This window comes from Streptomyces sp. NPDC052687, from assembly GCF_040678395.1.
Taxonomy (GTDB): domain Bacteria; phylum Actinomycetota; class Actinomycetes; order Streptomycetales; family Streptomycetaceae; genus Streptomyces.
Map to the genome: position 1 here is coordinate 380,985 of NZ_JBFATR010000001.1, position 19,606 is coordinate 400,590.

The window sequence follows — 19,606 nt, forward strand, 5'->3', positions numbered from 1 at the left end:
CGACGTACGCCGTCCGCTTCGGGCTTACGTTGGCGGCGTGAGCCAGCACAGGCGCCGCGTGTCGGCGACTCAGGCGAGGCGGAGGCGGGTGGCCGCGACGGCCGCCGGGGCCGCCGCCGTGGTGGCCCTGACCGGCGTGGGGCTGGGACTGTGGGCCGACGGGGGCGGCGAGAGCGGTGGCGGGGAGCCGGCGGGATCGGCGGCCCGGACCCCGGCGGAGCGGCCCGAGGAGCGGGCGCCCGCCGCGCCGGAGCACCGGCAGACCCCGAGCCCCAGCCACCCGCTCTCCTCCGCGCCGCGCACCATCCCCGCCGTACGGGCGCACACGCCGGCGCGCGGGCCCGGCTGGCGGCCCGAGCGCGGGCACCGGGTGGTGGTCAGCGACGCGGACCTCGCCGACGAGGGGCGGCTGATCGCCGGTGAGCTGGGGATGGCGTACGGCGGACAGAAGGCGGACCTGCGCGCCGGGGACGTCCGGCTGGCGCTCAACGACGACGAGGGCGCCGACCCGGAGTCGTACACCATGACCGTGCGCGGCGGCCGGGTCACCATCACCGCGCCCGACGACGCGGGCGTCTTCTACGGCACCCGCACCCTGAAGCAGGCCGTGCGCGGCGGCGGCAGCGCCCCGGAGGGCGTGGTGCGCGACGACCCGGCCAAGCCGCGCCGCGGGTTCATGCTGGACATCGCGCGCAAGCACTTCGACGCGGCCTGGATCGAGGACCGGGTGCGCGAGCTGGGCGACCTGAAGTTCAACGAGCTGGGCCTGCACTTCTCCGACGACCAGGGGTTCCGGATCGCGTCCGACACCCACCCGGAGGTCGTGTCGGAGGACCACCTGACCAAGGCGCAGGTGCGGCGGATCGTGAAGCTGGCCGAGAGCCGGCACATCACCGTCGTACCGGAGATCGACTCGCCCGGGCACCTCGGGGCCGTCATCGCCGCCCACCCCGGTCTCCAGCTGCGGAACGCGCAAGGGGTCGCGGCGACCGGCGCGGTCGACATCTCGAACCCGGACGCCGCCGAGATCGTCGACGACCTGCTGAACGAGTACGCCGAGCTGTTCCCCGGTACCCCCTGGCATCTGGGCGGCGACGAGTACCGGGCGCTCACCGCGGCCGACCCCGAGGCGTCGTACCCGCGACTGGCCGCCGCCGCGCGGCGGGCCCACGGCGAGGGCGGCACCGTCGCCGACCTCGCCACCGGCTGGCTCAACGACCGCGCGGAGACCGTCCGGGTGCAGGGCAAGTCCGCCCCGCGCGCGTGGAACGACGGCTTCTACCGGAACACCTCCGTGCGCGCCGACGAGCGGATCCAGGTCGCCTACTGGACCGGCAAGGAGATCGGGGCCCGGCCGCCGGCCGAGTATCTGAGCGCCGGACGCCAGGTGATCAACTACAACGACGAGTTCCTGTACTACGTGCTCGGGCAGCCGCAGACCTTCGTCTACCCGACGGGGCAGCGGATCTACGAGCAGTGGACACCGCGGGTGCTGCGCGGCACGCAGGCCGTGCCCGCGCGCTACGACGGGCAGATCCTGGGCGCGGTGTTCGCCGTCTGGTGCGACCTCGCCGGATCGCAGACCCAGGAGCAGGTCGCGGCGGGCATCCGGATGCCGCTGCGGGCCACCGTGCAGAAGCTCTGGAACCCGGGCGAGCCCTCGCTCTCCTGGTCCGAGTTCAGGGCGCTGGCGGACAGGCTGGACTGACCGGACTGACCGGACTGACCGGACTGACCGGACTGACCGGACTGACCGGACTGACCGGACTGACCGGACTGACCGGACTGACCGGCGACCCCGATCCCCTGGCCGAAAACCTCTTCTCCCGGCCCCTCGGCCGGCTCGGTGGTGTGCCGCTGTGACACAACCGGGCGGTTGCACGCAGTAAGGGGAAGTGCGGGCTCCGTAGAGGTCGGCGCCCATCGCAGGCCTCGGCAGGCCTTGGAACAGGCCCGGACAGGGAGACGTGGATGAGCCTGGTGGAACTGATCGCGCAGGCCGACGAACGCGGACTGGCCGCCAGCGGACTGGCTTGTTTGGATCGGTGCGTGCCGCTGCTCGGCGGGGACGACGACGTGCTGCGCCCGCTGTGGGCGAACCTCGTGGACGGCGGGGACGCCGGCGCGTGGGGCGGACTGCTGGAGGGGGTGCGCGCCGAGCTGGGCGTCGCGGACGTCGTGGCCGCCGAGGACGCCGAGGACGAGGCCGCGCTGCTCGTGCGGCGCATGCTGGCCGCCGCCCCCGCCGTCCGGTCCGCCCCCGAGGCCCGGGCATGGGCCGACGCCTGCTCCGTCGCCGCCCTCCAGGTGCACCGGCTGCTCGACCCCGGCGAGGACGCCGACTCCATCGAGTCGCTGCGCGGCGCCCTCCACTCGGTGCCGGCCGGCGGGACCCTGGTGACCAGCCGGGCCGCCGGCATGTCCCCGCTCGTCGCCGCCGAACTGCGCCGCCAGATCACCGTGCTGGAACTCCTCGCCGAACACGGCGCCGGCGGTCTGCGCCGCGCGCTCGACGTCTCCACCGAGGGACGCCGGGTCCTGCGGGCGGTCGTCTCACGGCGGGCCCGGCACGCGTGAGCCGCGCGGGAGCGTGACCCGCGCGGGGGCGGTAGCACGTGGGAGCGGGGGCACGCGGGGGGCGGGGCACGCGGGAGCGGGGGCGCGCGGCGTAAACCCGCGCGGGCGCGAGAATCCTGTGACCGTCTCGCGGGCGGATGGGAGGTCCTGCGCCGGTTCGGGGGAGCCGCCGGATCCGCGTGACGGTTCACCGGTCCGGCGCGCTCTACCCCATGTGACGACGACACAGCAGGAGAGCAGGCCCTCCGCCGCGAGCAAGCCGGCGCGGTGGGCGGCGGACGCGGTCGCGGCGATGCGGGAGGGGGCGCGGATGCGCCTCGACTACTCGGCGCAGAGCCTGTGGCGCGTCGACCGGTTCATCGACGAGCTGCGCCGAGAGGACACCCCGTACCCGGCCGCGGAGCACGTGCTGCGCGGTTTCGGGGCGTACGCCGGTGAGGTGATCGTGCGCCAGACCGGCGCCGAGTGGTGGGCGAGCGGCGGCGACCACTGGGTGCGCACCCCGGACGGCCGGCTGTGGGACCCCATCGACGAGGCCCGCCGCTGCTTCGCGGGCCACGGTTCGCTGCGCCTGCTGTGCCGGGACGCGACCGCGGACGCGCCCCGGCACTGAGCGGTTCCGAGCGGCGCGGGCTACGGGGCCAGCACGTCCCCGATGCCCTGCCCGGCCGGTACGGCGAGGGTGCCCGGACCGAAGTACAGGCCGCTCGCGGCGATCACACCCGCCGGCCCGCTGTTCAGGGTGAGCACGGTCCCGTGCACGGTCCCGTCGCCCGCGTTCTCGCCGGAGGAGCCGATGCCGAGGTCGGCGTGGCCGTCGCCGGTGACGTCGGCCAGGGCGACCGCCGAGCCGAGCCGGTCGCCCGCCTCGGCCGCGCCCGGCACGCCCGCCAGGTCGGTGTGCCAGGTGGCCGCACCGGTCTCGGTCGCGCCGCCCGCGCCGCCGCGGAACAGGGTGACCGCGCCCGCGTCGGCCTGCTCGGTCCCGGCGACGGTCAGGTCCTCGCCGGGAGCGCCCGCGAGGACGTCGGCGTAGCCGTCGGCGTCGGTGTCCCCGACGGCGACCGAGGTGCCGAGGCCGTCGCCCGCCTCGGTGCCGGTCCCCTGGGTGAGGACGGCGCCGGTGCCGGTCAGGCCGTCGGCGGAGCCGTGGAAGGTGCCGACCTCCCCGGCGGCGGGGCGGCCGACGGCCAGGTCGGCGTAGCCGTCGCCGTTCAGGTCGCCGGTGGCGAGCGAGCGGCCCCCGGTGCCCGGGAGCGCGGTCGGTGCCGTCAGTCCGGCCGCCGAGCCGCGCGCCACCACCAGCGGCGTGGCGCCGTCCGCGGTGCGGAAGGTGACGGCCAGGTCGGTGTAGCCGTCCCGGTCGAAGTCGCCGGCCGCCGCGGCCGGGTCCTCGACCGGGCCGTCGGCGAGGGCGAGCGGGGTGCCGAGGGCGCCGGTGCGGCCGTCGACCGGGTAGGCGCGTCCGCCGCCCGGGGCCACCGCGGCGAGGTCGGCGTCGCCGTCCCCGTCGAAGTCGCCGCTCGCGAGGGCCGCGCCGAACGGCTCACCGGCTACGCCCGGGGAGACGGCCGCGGCCCTCGGGGCGAGCGCGGTGACGGTGCCGTCGAGCAGGGTCACCGCGCCCGCGTCGGTAGCGCCCTCGCCGGGTGCGCCGATCGCGAGGTCGGCGTCGCGGTCGGCGTCCAGGTCGCCGTAGGCGGTGGCGGCGCCGAACGCGTCGCCCGCCTCGGTGCTGCCGGGCACGCCGGTGCTCTCCTGGGTGACGACCGGCTTGTTCGCGCCGTAGGGGCCGGGCGTGGCCCCGGGCACCACGGACACCCGGTTGGCGCGCGGGACGCCGACGGCGAGGTCCGCGTGGCCCTCGCGGTTGACGTCACCGGACGCGGCGGGCTTGTTGGCGTTCGCGGCGAGGGCGCGGATCGCGGGCAGGTCGGCGTACAGGTTCCTGCCGGGGCACTCGGTGGGGCAGCCGTCGCGGTGGCCGGAGATCCGGTTCAGGGTGACCTGGACGGTGCCGGTGGGCGCGGCGTGCGCCCGCTCGGCGGGGGAGATCAGACCGATCGTGCCGAGCGCCAGGGCGGTGGCGACGGCGGTGCGGAGCAGCAGACGCATCAGGAGGCGGCCTCTTCCGTGGTCTCGGGCGCGGGCAGTTCGCCCGAGCAGGTGGCGCGGCCGTAAGTGTCGAAGGCGGTGGCGGTCTGCACGTGCCGGCCGCGGATGACGAGGGCGCACCGGGCTCCGCCATCGTTGCCGTCCAGGACGCTGTTCACGGTAGGGGCCGGCCGAGCGGGACCCGGACGGTCTTCTTCCAGGGCAGCTCGACGTTCTTCTCCACGGTGGCCCGGCCCTCCTCGCTGCGCGCGAGGTAACTGACCTCGACGCGGCCCTTGCCGGTGACCTCGTAGGTCACCGCCGCGGTGGGCACCTTCCGCTCCGGCTTCTCCGCCTCGCCGCCGAAGCCGCCGAACACGCCGAACACGCCGAACAGGACGAGACCGAGGCAGGCGGCCGGCACGGCGCCGCCGACGACGAGGGCGCCGCAATCGCTTCCCGCTTTCTTGGTTTCGGTTGCTGACATGGGCCTGGACTTTCTCCGTCATTCCGCCGGATCAGGTGATTCGGAGGTGAATACCCGATGGTGAGCCGGGTGGTTATAGCGCACGGCAGGCTGGCTTTTCCAGTGGCTGGACAAATGGTGCGAATTCACTCCTGGAATGCGGCGTGATGCTCCGATGCGGATGCCGCCTGCAAGTACCAGCGCCATGTGACGGGGCAGGAATAAGAGCAGGTCTGGAAGCTCAATAGCGCCCGCACGCCGGGTGGCGCGTCGAGGTGGACGGTGGCCCGCAGGACGGCTTCATCGTCGAAGCCAAGTGGACGGGCCGGAACTCGGCCGCCTGGGACACAAGCCCTTACGACCCGGGCAAGTTCTTCAACGAGAGCAAGGTCGTCGACCAGGCCGAGCGGCTGCTCGCACTGGATGCGGCTCTGAAGGGCAAGGGCGTAAGGTATGCCGTGTCCAACATTGAAGGTGCGGCATTCTTCCGGGCTGTTCTGCGGGAGCGATTCCCGGATGAAATGGCCAGCGGCAGACTGGCCGTATGGCATGTTCCAGGAGATGGGATGTAGATGACGCTGGAAACAGTGAGCGCCACGCTCATCACCGCAGCCGAGGGCGGATTCCCGGATACCCTCGAGGGTCTGAATCAGACGCTGGAAGGTCTGGGATGGGCGCCTGCGGGATCTACCGCACCGCCTTACTGCAAGCAATGGGAGTCCGGCGGGGTCAGGCTTTTCCTCTCCCAGGGGGAGCGTCAGTGGCTCGCGGATTTCGTATTCCGGGAGTTCTTCCCCGAAGACGTCGATGAACGGGGTAGTGAAGCCCTGGAGGAAGCGGCGGCGGGGCAGGTTCCCTACCTCCATTCCCTGCGGGACGAACTGCTCGGGGACATCGGCCGAAGAGTCGAGACCGTGCCGTCGAGCGAGCTGTCATTCGATGACCTCAGTCTCATGGAGTGGTCGGAGTGGCGCCTCGCCGGCCGACCTTTCTGTCTGGGTGTCTCGTTCTTCGACACCGACGCGCCCGTACTAGTCATGGGTAGGGCCGTGCTCACCGTGGCCTGACCGTTTCTTCCGGACGGGAAAGCCGATCGCCCAGTGCGGCGGGTCGGTGCCGATTTCCGGCACGGACACGCCTCCGGTCCCAGGAAATCACGGAACCCGAGGTGTTCGGGCGGGAGTGGGGTGACGGTGGGCGAAATCGATTCGACTGCCTTCCGGCCTCAGAGGGTCGTCGGAGGACCCGGGATTCGGATCTGCCGGTGTATGCGGGTATTGTTGCCGGTCGGTTCGAGGTGAGTCCCTGGGACTCGATCGTCGCCGTGGCCCCACGGCGTTCGAAGAGCATCGGTCAGGTACTGTCCGAACTCAATGAGCTCCGCGGAACGGGGCTGGTGGAGTAGCGCTCAGCCCGGCGCAATTCGGCAATGTCGCACGGCCGCACCGCAGTCACCGGTGCGGCCGTGTGCCGTTCTGGCACGGGGCGCAATGGCGGCCGGGCGGAAAGGGAAACATGTGAGCGTGCACCAACTTCAAGGATAAGAGCGGTTCGGCGTCGAACCGGAAGGCGGTATCCACCTGGTGGACGGAACGCCGTTCCTGGCCGTGAAAGGCTTCTGGGCAGCCTGTTTCCTGTCGCAGGGCATCGAGGACGAAGACCTGGTGTTCCCCGTCTTCGAGGGGGAGGGGAATTTCGCACTTCAGGTGCACCAGGAAATGCGGGACGAGGGCGCCTGGCCCACGTTCCGGATTCCCGCATTCGGCGGGAGGAGCGTTGTCGTTGTCTTCCGAGACTACCCGGAGGACGACGGTACCGACTATGTCGTCGATCTCGGGCAGGCCAAGGACTGCGTGCGCATCGCGGCAGTCGAAGGGCATTTCATGAGTCCCGGAGTCTCCTGGGACGAGGTGGAGGCCATCGCGAACGCGGGCGCCGGCCCACTGGAGCAGGCCCAGCGGATGCTGCTCCTCGCACCCATGTACGCCGACGGACGCCACACGGATCAGGCCGCCGAGCGGTTCGCCCGTGCCCTGCGTGAGGTCGGGGCCGCCGGGGCCCCGGAGGATCTCGCCCGGCTGCTCACCGAGGGCGGCACGATGTGGGAGGAGCCGGAGTGGTTCACGGGCAGCGACGGCGCCTGGACCTGTGAGGGCGAGCTCAGCTTCCGTAACCCCGAGGGACACAGCGGTCCGGACCTGGCGAGCCGACTGGAGGTGGACCGGGCCCTGCGCGGCTGACGGCGGGGACGACGCGTCGATGCCGGCGCCGGCATCGGGTCTGCCGGTACGGCCGGAAGAGGCGGCGCTCCGGTTCCTGGAGGCGGGGTTCAGCCTCTTGGAGCGAGCTGGCCGACAGGCTCGGGGTCGGATGTGGGAAGCTGCCGCCCCGCGTGGGCGAGGGCCCCGGACTCTCGTGCGATGGCCGAATGTGGGGCTACGGCGTCAGGGTGTTAGAAAACGGACACGGTCGCATCACCTGTCACACAGGCAACACTCACTCAGCGCGCCGGGAACACGAAACGTCACCGGGTCTTCGCGCATGCCATCGACGACGCCCAACGGGCGAAAGGTTGTACGACTTCTGTGATTTGCCTGTGTGCGAAGGGACACACCCGCGCCCCGTGATGTTCCTGAGGGTCCGTCCGCTTGGTCATCCGGGGGCTGGAAGGGGCTCTCCCGCTTGAGCGAAGGGACGGGCTCATGAACGGGGCGGACAACACCACGAGGCCATGCGCGAGAGACATGCGCCCGTACACCATGGCCTTCGTGGCGCGCGTCACCTCCCGCAACCGGCTGCCGCTGGACTACTCCGTGGCCAGCCTGCGGGTGGTCGACTTCCTCATCGACGGGCTGCGCAAGGGCGGAGCCGAACGGGAGCGGCTGCGCGAGACGCTGTTCGGGCTCGGCGCGTACGTCGGCGAGGTGCTGGTGCGCCGCGCGGGCGCGGTGTGGGTGGACTTCGACGCCGAGCAGCGCGCGTACTTCGGCCAGCCGCTCGGCGTACGGATGCCGGACGGCCGGGTCTGGAACCCGCTCGGCAAGGTCCACAACCGTTTCGACTCGGGCGGGCCGGAGGAGTCGCTCCAGACCTTCTACCTCACGCTGCACGGGCGGGCGCGCCGGGCGGTGGCCTGAGTCGGGGGCGGCCCCTGCGTGGCGGCACGGGTCTGGTGGGCCGGGCACGTGGTCCGGACGGGGAGGGTGGTCCGGGCGCGGCGGTTCCGGCGCGGCGGTAAGGGCCCGGAGGGGGCGGATGGTCCGGACCGGGGCGGTCCCGCGTGGTGGTCCGGGCCTGGTGGGCCGGGCGGGGGCGGTCCCGGCGTCGTGGCCCGGGCGGAGGCGGTCCCGGCGCGGCGCGGGCCCGGCTCGCCGGTGCCGCCCTCACCGGCTGTGACATTTCCGTGCGGCCCGACGCAGATGACCTTGGGGACGCCGGGCAGAGGCGGTCGTGTCCCCGGTGCCGATCCGCCACAGACCGGTTTAGGGCGAGGACAGTTCTTGGGCCAGGGAGGGGAACCCCGCCGCGCGCAGGCGTACGACGGGGAACTGGGCGCGGCCGTCGCGCGGGCCCAGGAGGGTGACGAGACCGCCTTCGCGGTCGCCTACCGGCTGGTGCAGCCGGGGCTGCTCGGCTATCTGCGGGGACTCGTCGGCGACGACGCCGAGGACGTGGCGTCCGACGCCTGGCTGGAGATCGCCCGCGACCTCGGACGGTTCAAGGGGGACGGCGCGGGCTTCCGCGGCTGGACCGCGACCATCGCCCGGCACCGGGCCCTGGACCATTTGCGCCGGCAGAAGGTACGGCCCCGCTCCTCCGCGCTGGAGCAGGACGTACTGGAACTGCCCGCCGCGCACACCACCCACGACCAGGCCCTGGAGTCCATCTCCACCGCGCGGGCCCTGGAGCTGGTTCGCGGGCTGCCCCGGGACCAGGCGGAGGCGGTGCTGCTGAGGATCGTCGTCGGCCTCGACGGCCCCGCCGCCGCCCGCGTCCTCGGCAAGCGCCCCGGCGCGGTGCGCACCGCCGCGTACCGCGGACTGAGGCGGCTCGCCCGGCAGCTCGGCGACCGGGGTGTGACGGATGACGGCCCCGGGACGCTGGGGGAGTCGAAATGAACGTCGACGGGCACGTCGGCACGAACGTCGGAAAGAACGGCGAAGCGGACGATGAACGCCGGATTGAACCGTGACGACGACGGTGAGAGCGACAGACCCGGCCGGACGCGCGGCAGGGGCCGGACAGAACGGGAAGCGGACATGGGTGAACGGCTGAGCGACGACGGGGCACCCGACCGCCGTCGGCCCACACACCCCGCCGCCACGACCTCCGGCCGTCCCGCGGGCGCCGTGTCCGATCTCGGTGGCCCCGGCGACCTCGACGAGGCCGGGATGCGGAAGCTGCTCGCCGCCGTGCTCCGCGAGGAGCGGTGGGACGCCGAGGGGGAGAGCCGGGCCGTGGCCGCGTTCCGGGCCGCTCGGGACGCGGGGGCGCACCGCGCGCGGACCCGGCGGCGCGACGACTGGCGACCGCGCGGGGAGCGCGGCCTGGCGCGGTCGGTGAAGGGCGTGCTCTCGCTGTTCGCGGTCAGCCTCACGCTGGGCGGCGTCGCGTTCGCGACGATCGGCTCGGGTGAACCCGGCCCGGAGGAGTCCGGCGAGGACCGGCGCCGCAGCGCCCCGACCCACAGCACCCCCGCCCGGGACGACGGCCACACCAGCGCCCCGGCCTCCACCACCCCCGGCCCCGCCCGGCCCGAGCACCCGATCACCGCAGCGGACACCGAGGCCCACTGCCGCGCCTACGAGCGGGTCGAGGGCCGTGGCCACGCCCTCGCGGCGACGGCCTGGAAGCGGCTCACCGAGGCGGCGGGCGGCGCGGACAAGGTCGCCGAGTACTGCGCGCGGCAGCAGCGTCAGGGCAGCCCGGCCACGCCGAGCGCGCCGGGCCGGACGAGGGTGCCGAACGACCGGACGCGCCCCAAGGCCCCGCCCGCGCCGGACGCCGCGCCCACTCCCGAGGCCAGGCCGACGGGCGCCGACGGACAGGCGCGGCAGAGCAGGCCGGACAAGGCGACGGGGAAACAGGGCTCGTAACCGGGCCGGTTGCCGCAGGGCTTTCGGCAAGGCCGGTTCCTGCGGGGCCGACCAGCGACAGGGCCACCCGCAGAGCTCGGACGCGGGGCTCGGATCCTGTGCGGCTCGTCACATCCGCCGCCCCGCTCACCCCGCCGAGGCAACGGCCGGGGCCGCCACCCCCCACAGGAGAGGCCCCGGCCGTCGCGCGGCACGGGCCGCGCGGCGGCCCGTACTAGTTACAGCGCCGCCGGTGCGCTTCGTGTCACACCCCGGCACCCACCCCCGCGCACTCCGCTCGCGTCACGAGTTAGTTGCATCTTCTACGTATCTTCCGGGGACATGGACGGGGAGCGGTTTCAGGTCGTAACGTGCCATTCGCACCGGACCGCGGACAGGTGAAAGACAGAGCGAAGTGGCAGACGCCCGCGCGCAGGCGGCGCCGGTGAGGCGCAGAGGGAGTGCGGTGCTGGGGGACGACGCCGAGTTGACGGCAGCGGTGCTTGCGGCACAGGACGGGGACGAGACCGCGTTCCGTACTGTGTACCGCGCGGTGCACCCGCGGCTGCTCGGATACGTGCGGACGCTGGTCGGCGAACCCGACGCCGAGGACGTGGCGTCCGAGGCCTGGCTCCAGATAGCCCGGGACCTCGAACGGTTCAGCGGTGACGCGGACCGCTTCCGCGGCTGGGCCGCCCGCATAGCCCGCAACCGCGCCCTGGACCACATACGCATGCGCGGCCGCCGCCCCGCCATCGGCGGCGACGAGACGGAACTGACCGGCAAGCCCGCCGAGTCGGACACCGCCGGCGAGGCCATCGAGGCGCTGACCACCGACCGCACCCTCTCCCTGATCGCCCGGCTCCCGCAGGACCAGGCCGAGGCCGTGGTGCTGCGCGTGGTCGTCGGCCTGGACGCCAAGACCGCCGCCGAGACGCTCGGCAAGCGGGCCGGCGCGGTCCGCACGGCGGCGCACCGCGGGCTGAAGCGGCTGGCCGAGCTCCTCGGCGAGAGCGGCGGCGATCCGGAATCCGCGGGCGTGCTCGACGCCGTGCCGCCCCCGCGAGAACCGCGCCGCCGCGCGGTGACGTCCGCGAGTGTGACGCATACGCGCCCGCGGACGCAGAAGGACATGTGATGGCCGACGAGCAGTACAGGTGGCTGGACCGTGAGACGGCGGAGCGTTTGCTGCGCGGGGAGTCACCGGACGCCGTCGGCCCGGACGCCCGCGACCAGGCCGAACGGCTCGCCCAAGCGCTCGGCGCGCTGGCCGCGACACCCCCGCTGACCAGCGACGAGCTGCCCGGTGAGGCCGCCGCGCTGGCCGCTTTCCGCAAGGCCCGCGCGGAGCGCGACGAACACCACGAGACGCTCGCCGGACCCGCCCGCACCCGCTCCTCGGACGCCGCCCTGTTCCGCATCGGCGCCCGCGCGGACGGCCGTACGACGGACGGCGGCCGCCCGCGCCGAGGCCGCCCGCTGCGCCTCGCGCTGGCCGCCACGCTGGCCGTCGGCATGGTCGGCGGGGTCGCTTTCGCGGCCGGAACCGGAGTCCTGCCGACGCCGTTCGACGACACCGAGCCGGGACCGGCCGCCTCGGTGTCCGCCGCCGCCACCCCGGACCGCCCGCTGCTCACGGCCACCCCGGACGGCACCCGCGGCGGCGCCGGTGCCGCGAAGCCGGGCACGGGCGCGGCCTCCGGGGAGCAGGGCGAGGACGGCACGCAGAAGGGCCGGGACGGCGAGGACCGGGCCACGCCGTCCGGCGGTGCCGGGCGCTCGTGGAGCGAGATCGCCTCGGCGTGCCGGGTGGTGCGCGACGGCCGGAGCCTGGACGCCGACCGCCGGCGGGTGCTGGAGGGCGTGGCGGGCGGCTCCTCGCGGGTGGGCCGGTACTGCGAGAACGTGCTGCGGGGCACCGGCGGCGCGGCCTCCGGGGGCGCCACCGGCGGTTCCCCCGCCGGCGCCACGGGCGGTGCCCTCGCCGGGACCACCGGCTCCGGACAGGGCCAGGGCAAGGGCGACTCCGCGGGCGGCGGCAACGGCGCCGGCGGCAAGGGCAGCGACGGCAAGGACGAGGGCAAGGACGACGGCAAGGGCAAGGGCGACGACAACGGCCATGGCACGGGCCGCCCCGGCGGCAACGGTCACGGCGGCGCCGGCGCGGGCCAGAACGGCTCCGGCGGGCAGGAGAGCCGGCGCCTGCGGGACCCGGAGCCCCTCCAGGACCCGGAGCGCCGGCCGGACCCGCAGGACTCCCGCGCCCCCGAGGACTCCCAGGGCCGCGTCTCACCGACCCCCCAGCCCTCCCTCACCCCTCCCTACACAACCCGCTGACCTGCGGTTTTCCAAAGTTCCCAACTTTTTTCCGCGAGGGTGTGACACTTTCGGCCGCGATGGCGCAGTAGAGAGTGAGCCGACTGGTCATCGGCCGTCGCACGGAGCCGGGGTTCCCCCCGTACCCACGGCTCGTGCACACGGCGCGGGCGGGACACGTTCCCCCGGTCCCGCCCGCGCCCCGCAATCCCCCTCCCGCCGCCCGGTCCGCGCCCGGTGTCACGCGCCACGCGCGCTCCCGCGTCCCACGGGATCCCACTGGATCCCACTGGATCCCACGGGAGGGCGAACCTCGTCTCACCAGTGGATGACGACCTTGTCGCCGGTCCGCACCTGTGCGAACACCTGCGCGATCGCCGCCTCGTCCCGGACGTTCACACAGCCGTGCGAGGAGCCCGCGTAGCCGCGGGCGGCGAAGTCCGCCGAGTAGTGCACGGCCTGGCCGCCGCTGAAGAACATCGCGTACGGCATCGGCGCGTCGTAGAGCGTGGAGTGGTGGTGGCGGGACTTCCAGTAGACCTCGAACTCGCCCTCGCGGGTCGGGGTGTACTCGGAGCCGAAGCGGACCGGCAGTGTCGTCACCGTCCGCCCGTCGGTCATCCAGCGCAGGGTGCGGCTGGACTTGCTGATGCACAGCACCCGGCCGGTCAGACAGCGCGGGTCGGGCGCGTCGGCGGGCTGGCCGCCCATCAGGTACAGCTCCCAGTGGCCCGGCTCACGGGTCATCCGCAGCAGCCGCTCCCAGGTGACGGTGTCGGTCCGCCCGGTGCGCGGCAGTCCGCGCTTGCCCTGGAAGCCCTTGACGGCCCGCTCGGTCAGGTCGTCGTACGTCCCGGTCGGCCCGTCGTACAGCCAGGCCACCTGGCGCAGCCGGGCCTGCAGTTCGCGGACGTCCCGGCCGCTGTCGCCGCGCGACCACAGCACCGGGGCGGGCGGCGCGGCCGGTCCGGCGTCCTCGGGGGCGGCGGCACCGCCCGCCGGTCCGGAAGCGGGCGCGGACGGGGGCGCGGGGGAGGACGCCGGGGCCGTCGCGGGCCCCGTGGCGGTCACCTCGATGCGCACCGGCCCGCCGGACGCGCCGCCCGCGCCGGTCGTCTGCGGCTCGCAGCCGGCGGCCCCCAGCAGCGCGGCCAGCGCGGCCAGCGGCGCGACCGCCCGCCTTCTCCCTGTCGTACGCATGACAGCCCCCCTCGGCGTTCCGGTACCCCTCCGGTGTCACCTGTCATGTTCCCCGCGCGTGACGCCTCGCGAACGGCGCGGCATCGTTGTGAGGAAGGTCCCAGCGTGGGGCCCTCCACCCGGCGCACCGGCCGCCGCTACAGTCCGTCGCGAGGGTCGATACGTACTGGCGAGTAACTGGCAAACGAGCAACTGGCGATCAGAGCGCGCGAGCGCTCGGCGGGAGGCAACACCATGGCGCGCGAGTCGGAGTCCGGACTGCCCATCGAGCCGGTCTACGGACCGGACGCCCTGGAAGGCTGGGACCCCGCCGGGAAGCTGGGCGAGCCCGGCGCGTACCCGTTCACCCGCGGCGTCTACCCGACGATGTACACCGGCCGGCCCTGGACCATGCGCCAGTACGCCGGCTTCGGCACGGCCGTCGAGTCCAACGCCCGCTACAAGCAGCTCATCGCCAACGGCACCATGGGCCTGTCGGTCGCCTTCGACCTGCCCACCCAGATGGGCCACGACTCCGACGCGCCCATCGCGCACGGCGAGGTCGGCAAGGTCGGCGTCGCCATCGACTCGATCGACGACATGCGGGTGCTGTTCGACGGCATCCCGCTGGACAAGGTGTCGACGTCGATGACGATCAACGCCCCGGCGGCCCTCCTGCTGCTCCTCTACCAACTCGTCGCCGAGGAGCAGGGCGTCAGCGCCGACAAGCTGACCGGCACCATCCAGAACGACGTGCTGAAGGAATACATCGCGCGCGGGACGTACATCTTCCCGCCCAAGCCCTCGCTGCGCCTGATCGCCGACATCTTCAAGTACTGCAAGGCCGAGATCCCGAAGTGGAACACCATCTCGATCTCCGGCTACCACATGGCCGAGGCCGGCGCGTCCCCCGCGCAGGAGATCGCGTTCACCCTCGCCGACGGCATCGAGTACGTGCGCACCGCCGTCGCGGCCGGCATGGACGTCGACGACTTCGCGCCCCGCCTGTCCTTCTTCTTCGTCGCCCGCACGACGATCCTGGAGGAGGTCGCCAAGTTCCGCGCCGCCCGCCGGATCTGGGCCAGGGTGATGAAGGAGGAGTTCGGCGCGAAGAACCCCAAGTCGATGATGCTGCGCTTCCACACCCAGACCGCGGGCGTGCAGCTGACCGCCCAGCAGCCCGAGGTCAACCTGGTGCGCGTGGCCGTGCAGGGCCTGGCGGCCGTCCTCGGCGGCACCCAGTCCCTCCACACGAACTCCTTCGACGAGGCCATCGCGCTGCCCACGGACAAGAGCGCCCGGCTCGCCCTGCGCACCCAGCAGGTCCTCGCCTACGAGACGGACGTGACGGCGACCGTCGACCCCTTCGCGGGCTCCTACGTCATCGAGAGGATGACCGACGACGTCGAGGCGGCGGCGATCGAGCTGATGCGGAAGGTCGAGGACCTCGGCGGCGCGGTCTCCGCCATCGAGCACGGCTTCCAGAAGAACGAGATCGAGCGCAACGCCTACCGGATCGCCCAGGAGACCGACTCCGGCGAGCGGGTCGTGGTCGGCGTCAACCGCTTCCAGCTCGACGAGGAGGAGCCGTACGAGCCGCTGCGCGTCGACCCCGCCATCGAGGCCCAGCAGGCCGAACGCCTCGCCAAGCTGCGCGCCGAGCGCGACCAGCGCGCGGTGGACTCGGCCCTCGCCGCCCTGAAGAAGGCCGCCGAGGGCGAGGACAACGTCCTGTACCCGATGAAGGACGCCCTGCGGGCCCGCGCGACGGTCGGCGAGGTGTGCAACGCCCTGCGGGACGTGTGGGGGACGTACGTCCCGTCGGACGCGTTCTGACGTACGGAACGCGCGTGAGGAGTGTCGTACCCCCGTGCCACACTCCTCTCCATGTTCGGTGTCATCGACCTTCCCACCTACCTGGCAGGCCTGGTCCTGATCGTCCTGCTCCCCGGGCCCAACTCGCTCTACGTGCTGTCCGTGGCCGCGCGCAAGGGCGTGCGGACCGGCTACGCGGCGGCGGCCGGCGTCTTCACCGGCGACACGATCCTGATGACCCTGGCCGCGCTCGGCGCGGCCTCCGTGCTCACCACCACACCGCTGCTCTTCCTCGTGGTGAAGTACGCCGGTGCCGCCTATCTGGCCTGGATGGCGTACGGCATGCTGCGCTCGGCGCGGGCCCTGTGGAAGACGCGCGGTGAGCGGGCGGCCGCCGGCTCGCCCGCAGCCGTCCCCGCGGGCGACGAGCGCCCCTACCGCCGCGCCCTGGTGGTCTCCCTGCTCAACCCGAAGGCGATCCTCTTCCTGATCTCCTTCTTCGTGCAGTTCGTCGACCCGGACTACGCCTACCCGGCGCTGTCCTTCCTGATCCTGGGCGCCCTGCTGCAGACGGCCAGCTTCCTCTACCTGACACTGCTGATCTTCGGCGGCACCCGGCTCGCCGACGCCTTCCGCCGCCGCCGTCGCCTGGCCGCGGGCGCCACCTCGGCGGCGGGCGCCCTGTTCCTCGGCTTCGCCGTGAAACTGTCCCTGGCGAGCCCCTGACCCGCGCGCCTCAGCGCAGCGCCCGCCGCAGCCGCGGTGTCGCCCAGTCCTCCACGTACCGGTTGAGCAGGCGGGCCAGCACCAGCATCGTCACCAGCGTGGCCGTCAGGGTCAGCCAGGACGGCAGGGCCAGCTCCTGGTGGAAGACCTCGACGGCCACCCAGCCCAGGTGCTCGTGGACGAGGTAGAAGGGGTACGTCAGCGCGCCCGCCGTGGTCAGCCACGGCCAGTCCGCCCGGCGCAGCCACCCCAGCGCCACCGCCAGCACGGCGAGGAAGCCGAGCGTGACGATCAGGACGATCACCGAGGCCGAGCGGTAGGAGAACTGGCCGGGGCTCGGGCTGTGCCACAGCGCCGCCACGGCGTAGTGCTGCCCCGTCAGCCAGCTCACCGCCACGATGCCCCAGGCGAGGGCGTCCCGCCGGTCGCGGTGCAGCAGGTACAGGCCGATGCCGCCGATGAAGAACGGCGCGTGCTCGGGCATCAGCACCAGATCCAGCAGCGGCTCGTCCGCGGCGTCGGCGATCGCCGCCGCGAGCGTCCACACCGCGCAGAACAGCACCACCCGCCGCCGGTTCGCGCCCGGCAGCACCACGCACAGGGCGAACAGGGCGTAGAAGCGGATCTCCACCCACAGCGTCCAGCACACACCGAGCACCCGGTCCGCGCCGAGCGGCTGCTGAAGCAGCGTCAGATTCAGCAGCGCGTCGCTCGGCGAGACCGCCGCGAACGCCACGCCCGGCAGCGCGAACACCGCCGTCACCAGCACCACGGCCACCCAGTACGCGGGCATCAGCCGGGCCGCGCGGGAGGCGAAGAAGGAGCGCAGCGGCCGGCCCCAGCCGCTCATGCAGATGACGAAACCGCTGATCACGAAGAAGACCTGGACGCCGAGACAGCCGTAGGCGAACCACGTGTGCAGGGTGGGGAACTGCTGCTTCGGCGAGGAGCCCCACGCCTCGGCGATCTCGCCGCCCCGGCCGCCGTAGTGGTACAGCGCCACCATCAGGGCGGCCACCAGCCGCAGCCCGTCCAGCGCCCGGAGCCGGCCGCGTCCGGCCGGCGGGGCCGTGAGCACCGTGGTGCCCGGCCGCGCCTGGGCCGGGCTCACGATCGTCTCGGTCACCCTCACGCTCCTCGCTTCGTACGGACGCCTGTCACGCGGCGCGCAGATACGCCGACAGGGAGGCCTTCCCCAGGTAGGTGAAGCGCGTCCCGCCCGCCAGGTGCTTGTCCAGGGCCTCCTTGATGCCGGGCCACTTGGGGTCGCCGTAGTCGTCGAGGACGATCACGGCGCCCGGGGCGGCGATCCGCTCGGCCCACTGGAGGTCGGCGAGGACGCCCTCGGCGGAGTGGTCGCCGTCGACGACGATCACGCCGTAGGAGCGGTCCGAGACGGCCGCCCGGGTCTCGGGGTCCTCGGAGAAGCCGCGCTGGATCCGGGCGGCGGCGCCCGCCGGGCCGGCCAGGGCGAGGTTGGTGCGCACGGCGTGCTCGTCGACCGGCGCGCCGGTCGGGTCGGGCCGCTGCGGGGTGCCGGGCTGGAGCTGCACACCGGCGAACGGGTCGACGATCGTCACGCCGGGGCTGCGGCCGTCGCGCTCCATCATCCGGATCAGCCCGGTGGAGAACATGCCGTACAGCGTGCCGATCTCGAGTATCTCGTCGTTGTCCCGCGGCGCGAGCAGGGGGATCGTGCCGAGCTTGCCGCAGATGTTCATGGTGCCGCCGGCGATCCGGCCGACGCCCAGCGACTCCAGCGCGACCAGCAGCCGGAACGCGGTGGCGACGTTGCGGACGGCGGCGTCCCGGTCCCCGACGAGGGCGGCCACCTCGTTCTGCAGCCGGTCCAGGGGGCCTTGGTGCACGATCCGCGACAGGCCGCGCGCCCGCGACCCGAGCAGCAGGTCGAGGGTGAGCTGATGCTGCTTCATCAGGTCCACGGCCTCCCGCAGCCGTTCTCTGTCCGCCGCGTCCCGGGCCGCCGCGGAGCGCAGCCGCCGTTCGATGCGCTGGTCGATGAGGTCGGCGACCGGCCGCAGCAGGCGCCGGGAGGCCGGACTGGTGAGCAGGGAGCGGCTTTTCATGGAACCGAGAACCTCAATCCGTCGGGAGTCGGTCGGAGTGGTGCGGTCCGATCACGGGAGCCAGGCTAGGTCGGCGGCATCCGGGGCCAAGGCCCGCGGAGCGACCGCTCGGTGAACAACAGGCGAACGCGGTCAGCCGAGCAGGCGCCGCAGCCTCAGCCGGCCCCACAGCAGACTGGTGGCGAACGACAGGATCATCACCGTGATCACGAGACCGGCCAGCAGGAGACCCGCCACCGGCCCGCTCAGGTCCGGCGACACCAGGGGCCGGACGATCTCCTCCACGAACAGCACGTGCACCATGTACGCGCCGAGCGCGGCGCCGGCCAGCCTCTTCAGCCGCGGCCGCCACGTCTCCGGCACCCGCACCCGGCTGACCAGCAGCAGCACACAGATGCTCATCACGGCGACGAACAGGTGCGCGTTGGGCATCACGTAGTGGACCTGCGTGTTGTACCAGAGGCTTCCGGCCATCGTCAGCGGCAGCAGCACCAGCAGCAGCCCGCGCCACCGCGCGCCGAGGCGCGGCAGGGAGAACAGCAGTGCCCCGCCGACCGCGTACACCAGCGAGTAGGTGCCGAAGCCCCAGGCGACGGACGGCAGTTCCCGGCCGGTGACCTCGGAGAGGGTGGTCATCACGCTCGGCAGGACCGCGATGCCCAGGAGGACGGCGCCCAGCCGCCAGGGCCGCTGCCCGGCCCTGATCAGCATCGCGAAGGCCAGCAGCACGATGATGGGGATGTACGTGTACATGAACCACAGGTGGTACGCGGGCTGCACGGAGCCGAAGAGGGAGTCGGCCGCCAGCTCGGTCATGGGCTCGTCGTTGCGGTCGCGCAGCCAGGCCCACACCAGGTAGATCGCCGTCCACACGAACAGCGGCACGGTGTTGCGGACGATCCGCTTCCACATCCTGCCGGTGTCGCGCGGGGGCGCGCCGACCAGGACGGCCCAGCCGGCGATCGCGAAGTACATGGGGACGGCGTACGGGTTGACCGCCTCGGCCACATGCCCCGCCCAGTACGATCCGGCGCCGTTGGCCGGGTCGTTGCGGGTCGCCAGGATGAACTGCGCGCCGACGTGCCCCAGCATGATGGTGGCGGAGCAGATCAGCCGCATCAGGTCCACGTCGTAGCGGTGCTCCCGCTCCCGCGCGGGCTGCTCGGAGGTGGCCTGTCTCTGCTGCGGCAGGAGTACGGCTGCTGTGTCGTTGCGCACCGCGCACCTTTCCTGGGGGATGGCTGAAGACGTCGGAACCGGGGCGACGGGCC

General features: G+C 73.2%; 20 protein-coding genes. 13 read left to right on the forward strand and 7 right to left on the reverse strand.

Going from position 1 to position 19,606, the window contains the following annotated elements; translation table 11 throughout:
- Nucleotides 1-88 precede the first annotated feature (88 nt).
- The 3 genes from AB0K92_RS01850 to AB0K92_RS01860 all read left to right on the forward strand — a co-directional run bounded on the left by AB0K92_RS01850 (nt 89) and on the right by AB0K92_RS01860 (nt 3,190).
- Nucleotides 89-1,708, forward strand: coding sequence for a glycoside hydrolase family 20 protein (locus AB0K92_RS01850; RefSeq protein WP_365918756.1), 1,620 nt, complete (start codon nt 89-91; stop codon nt 1,706-1,708).
- Between the two features lie 263 nt (nt 1,709-1,971).
- Nucleotides 1,972-2,577 carry a hypothetical protein gene (locus tag AB0K92_RS01855; RefSeq protein WP_365918393.1) on the forward strand — a complete coding sequence of 202 codons (606 nt, stop codon included), beginning with the start codon at nt 1,972-1,974 and terminating at the stop codon, nt 2,575-2,577.
- A 214-nt stretch (nt 2,578-2,791) separates the two neighbouring features.
- Nucleotides 2,792-3,190, forward strand: a complete 399-nt coding sequence (locus AB0K92_RS01860; RefSeq protein WP_365918395.1) for a hypothetical protein — start codon at nt 2,792-2,794, stop codon at nt 3,188-3,190.
- A gap of 20 nt (nt 3,191-3,210) precedes the next feature.
- Here AB0K92_RS01860 and AB0K92_RS01865 read toward each other — a convergent pair whose 3' ends face one another.
- From AB0K92_RS01865 to AB0K92_RS01875, 3 genes are read right to left on the reverse strand one after another with little or no spacing between them, the layout of a single operon-like run.
- Nucleotides 3,211-4,692, reverse strand: coding sequence for an FG-GAP and VCBS repeat-containing protein (locus AB0K92_RS01865; protein ID WP_365918397.1), 1,482 nt, complete (start codon nt 4,690-4,692; stop codon nt 3,211-3,213).
- Nucleotides 4,692-4,850, reverse strand: coding sequence for a hypothetical protein (locus tag AB0K92_RS01870; RefSeq protein ID WP_365918399.1), 159 nt, complete (start codon nt 4,848-4,850; stop codon nt 4,692-4,694). Before AB0K92_RS01870 ends, AB0K92_RS01865 begins: the two co-directional genes overlap by 1 nt.
- On the reverse strand, nt 4,847-5,158 hold the full coding sequence (locus AB0K92_RS01875; protein ID WP_365918401.1) for a hypothetical protein: 312 nt from the start codon (nt 5,156-5,158) through the stop codon (nt 4,847-4,849). Before AB0K92_RS01875 ends, AB0K92_RS01870 begins: the two co-directional genes overlap by 4 nt.
- Before the next feature lie 254 nt (nt 5,159-5,412).
- Between AB0K92_RS01875 and AB0K92_RS01880 the strand changes: the two genes are divergently transcribed.
- From AB0K92_RS01880 to AB0K92_RS01915, 8 genes are all read left to right on the forward strand, one after another.
- Nucleotides 5,413-5,709: a hypothetical protein gene (locus tag AB0K92_RS01880; RefSeq protein WP_365918403.1), complete on the forward strand. Its 297-nt coding sequence runs from the start codon at nt 5,413-5,415 to the stop codon at nt 5,707-5,709.
- Entirely contained in the window at nt 5,710-6,204 is a 495-nt protein-coding gene (locus AB0K92_RS01885; protein WP_365918404.1) for a hypothetical protein, read from the forward strand. It abuts the gene before it with no gap.
- Nucleotides 6,205-6,720: 516 nt separating this feature from the next.
- The gene (locus AB0K92_RS01890) at nt 6,721-7,377 is read left to right on the forward strand and encodes a hypothetical protein (protein ID WP_365918406.1); all 657 of its coding nucleotides are present in this window, start codon (nt 6,721-6,723) and stop codon (nt 7,375-7,377) included.
- A 504-nt stretch (nt 7,378-7,881) separates the two neighbouring features.
- The gene (locus tag AB0K92_RS01895) at nt 7,882-8,274 is read left to right on the forward strand and encodes a hypothetical protein (RefSeq protein WP_365918408.1); all 393 of its coding nucleotides are present in this window, start codon (nt 7,882-7,884) and stop codon (nt 8,272-8,274) included.
- A 363-nt stretch (nt 8,275-8,637) separates the two neighbouring features.
- Nucleotides 8,638-9,255 carry an RNA polymerase sigma factor gene (locus tag AB0K92_RS01900; RefSeq protein WP_365918410.1) on the forward strand — a complete coding sequence of 206 codons (618 nt, stop codon included), beginning with the start codon at nt 8,638-8,640 and terminating at the stop codon, nt 9,253-9,255.
- Between the two features lie 141 nt (nt 9,256-9,396).
- The gene (locus AB0K92_RS01905) at nt 9,397-10,233 is read left to right on the forward strand and encodes a hypothetical protein (protein ID WP_365918412.1); all 837 of its coding nucleotides are present in this window, start codon (nt 9,397-9,399) and stop codon (nt 10,231-10,233) included.
- 445 nt (nt 10,234-10,678) lie between these two features.
- A complete protein-coding gene (locus AB0K92_RS01910) occupies nt 10,679-11,350 on the forward strand; it encodes an RNA polymerase sigma factor (protein WP_365918414.1) in 672 nt (223 codons plus the stop codon).
- Nucleotides 11,350-12,549: a hypothetical protein gene (locus AB0K92_RS01915; protein ID WP_365918416.1), complete on the forward strand. Its 1,200-nt coding sequence runs from the start codon at nt 11,350-11,352 to the stop codon at nt 12,547-12,549. Before AB0K92_RS01910 ends, AB0K92_RS01915 begins: the two co-directional genes overlap by 1 nt.
- 297 nt (nt 12,550-12,846) lie before the next feature.
- On the opposite strand, the gene AB0K92_RS01920 is transcribed toward AB0K92_RS01915, so the two are convergent.
- On the reverse strand, nt 12,847-13,728 hold the full coding sequence (locus tag AB0K92_RS01920) for a L,D-transpeptidase family protein (RefSeq protein WP_365918418.1): 882 nt from the start codon (nt 13,726-13,728) through the stop codon (nt 12,847-12,849).
- Between the two features lie 234 nt (nt 13,729-13,962).
- Between AB0K92_RS01920 and AB0K92_RS01925 the strand changes: the two genes are divergently transcribed.
- Together AB0K92_RS01925 and leuE are read left to right on the forward strand one after the other, a co-directional pair.
- Nucleotides 13,963-15,543 carry a methylmalonyl-CoA mutase family protein gene (locus AB0K92_RS01925; RefSeq protein ID WP_365918420.1) on the forward strand — a complete coding sequence of 527 codons (1,581 nt, stop codon included), beginning with the start codon at nt 13,963-13,965 and terminating at the stop codon, nt 15,541-15,543.
- A 51-nt stretch (nt 15,544-15,594) separates the two neighbouring features.
- Nucleotides 15,595-16,248, forward strand: coding sequence for a leucine efflux protein LeuE (gene leuE / locus AB0K92_RS01930; protein ID WP_365918422.1), 654 nt, complete (start codon nt 15,595-15,597; stop codon nt 16,246-16,248).
- 10 nt (nt 16,249-16,258) lie between these two features.
- On the opposite strand, the gene AB0K92_RS01935 is transcribed toward leuE, so the two are convergent.
- The 3 genes from AB0K92_RS01935 to AB0K92_RS01945 form a co-directional block, all read right to left on the reverse strand.
- Entirely contained in the window at nt 16,259-17,326 is a 1,068-nt protein-coding gene (locus tag AB0K92_RS01935) for an acyltransferase (protein ID WP_365918759.1), read from the reverse strand.
- A gap of 79 nt (nt 17,327-17,405) precedes the next feature.
- On the reverse strand, nt 17,406-18,335 hold the full coding sequence (locus AB0K92_RS01940) for a class I SAM-dependent methyltransferase (RefSeq protein ID WP_365918424.1): 930 nt from the start codon (nt 18,333-18,335) through the stop codon (nt 17,406-17,408).
- A 132-nt stretch (nt 18,336-18,467) separates the two neighbouring features.
- On the reverse strand, nt 18,468-19,553 hold the full coding sequence (locus AB0K92_RS01945) for an acyltransferase (protein ID WP_365918426.1): 1,086 nt from the start codon (nt 19,551-19,553) through the stop codon (nt 18,468-18,470).
- Nucleotides 19,554-19,606 lie beyond the last annotated feature (53 nt).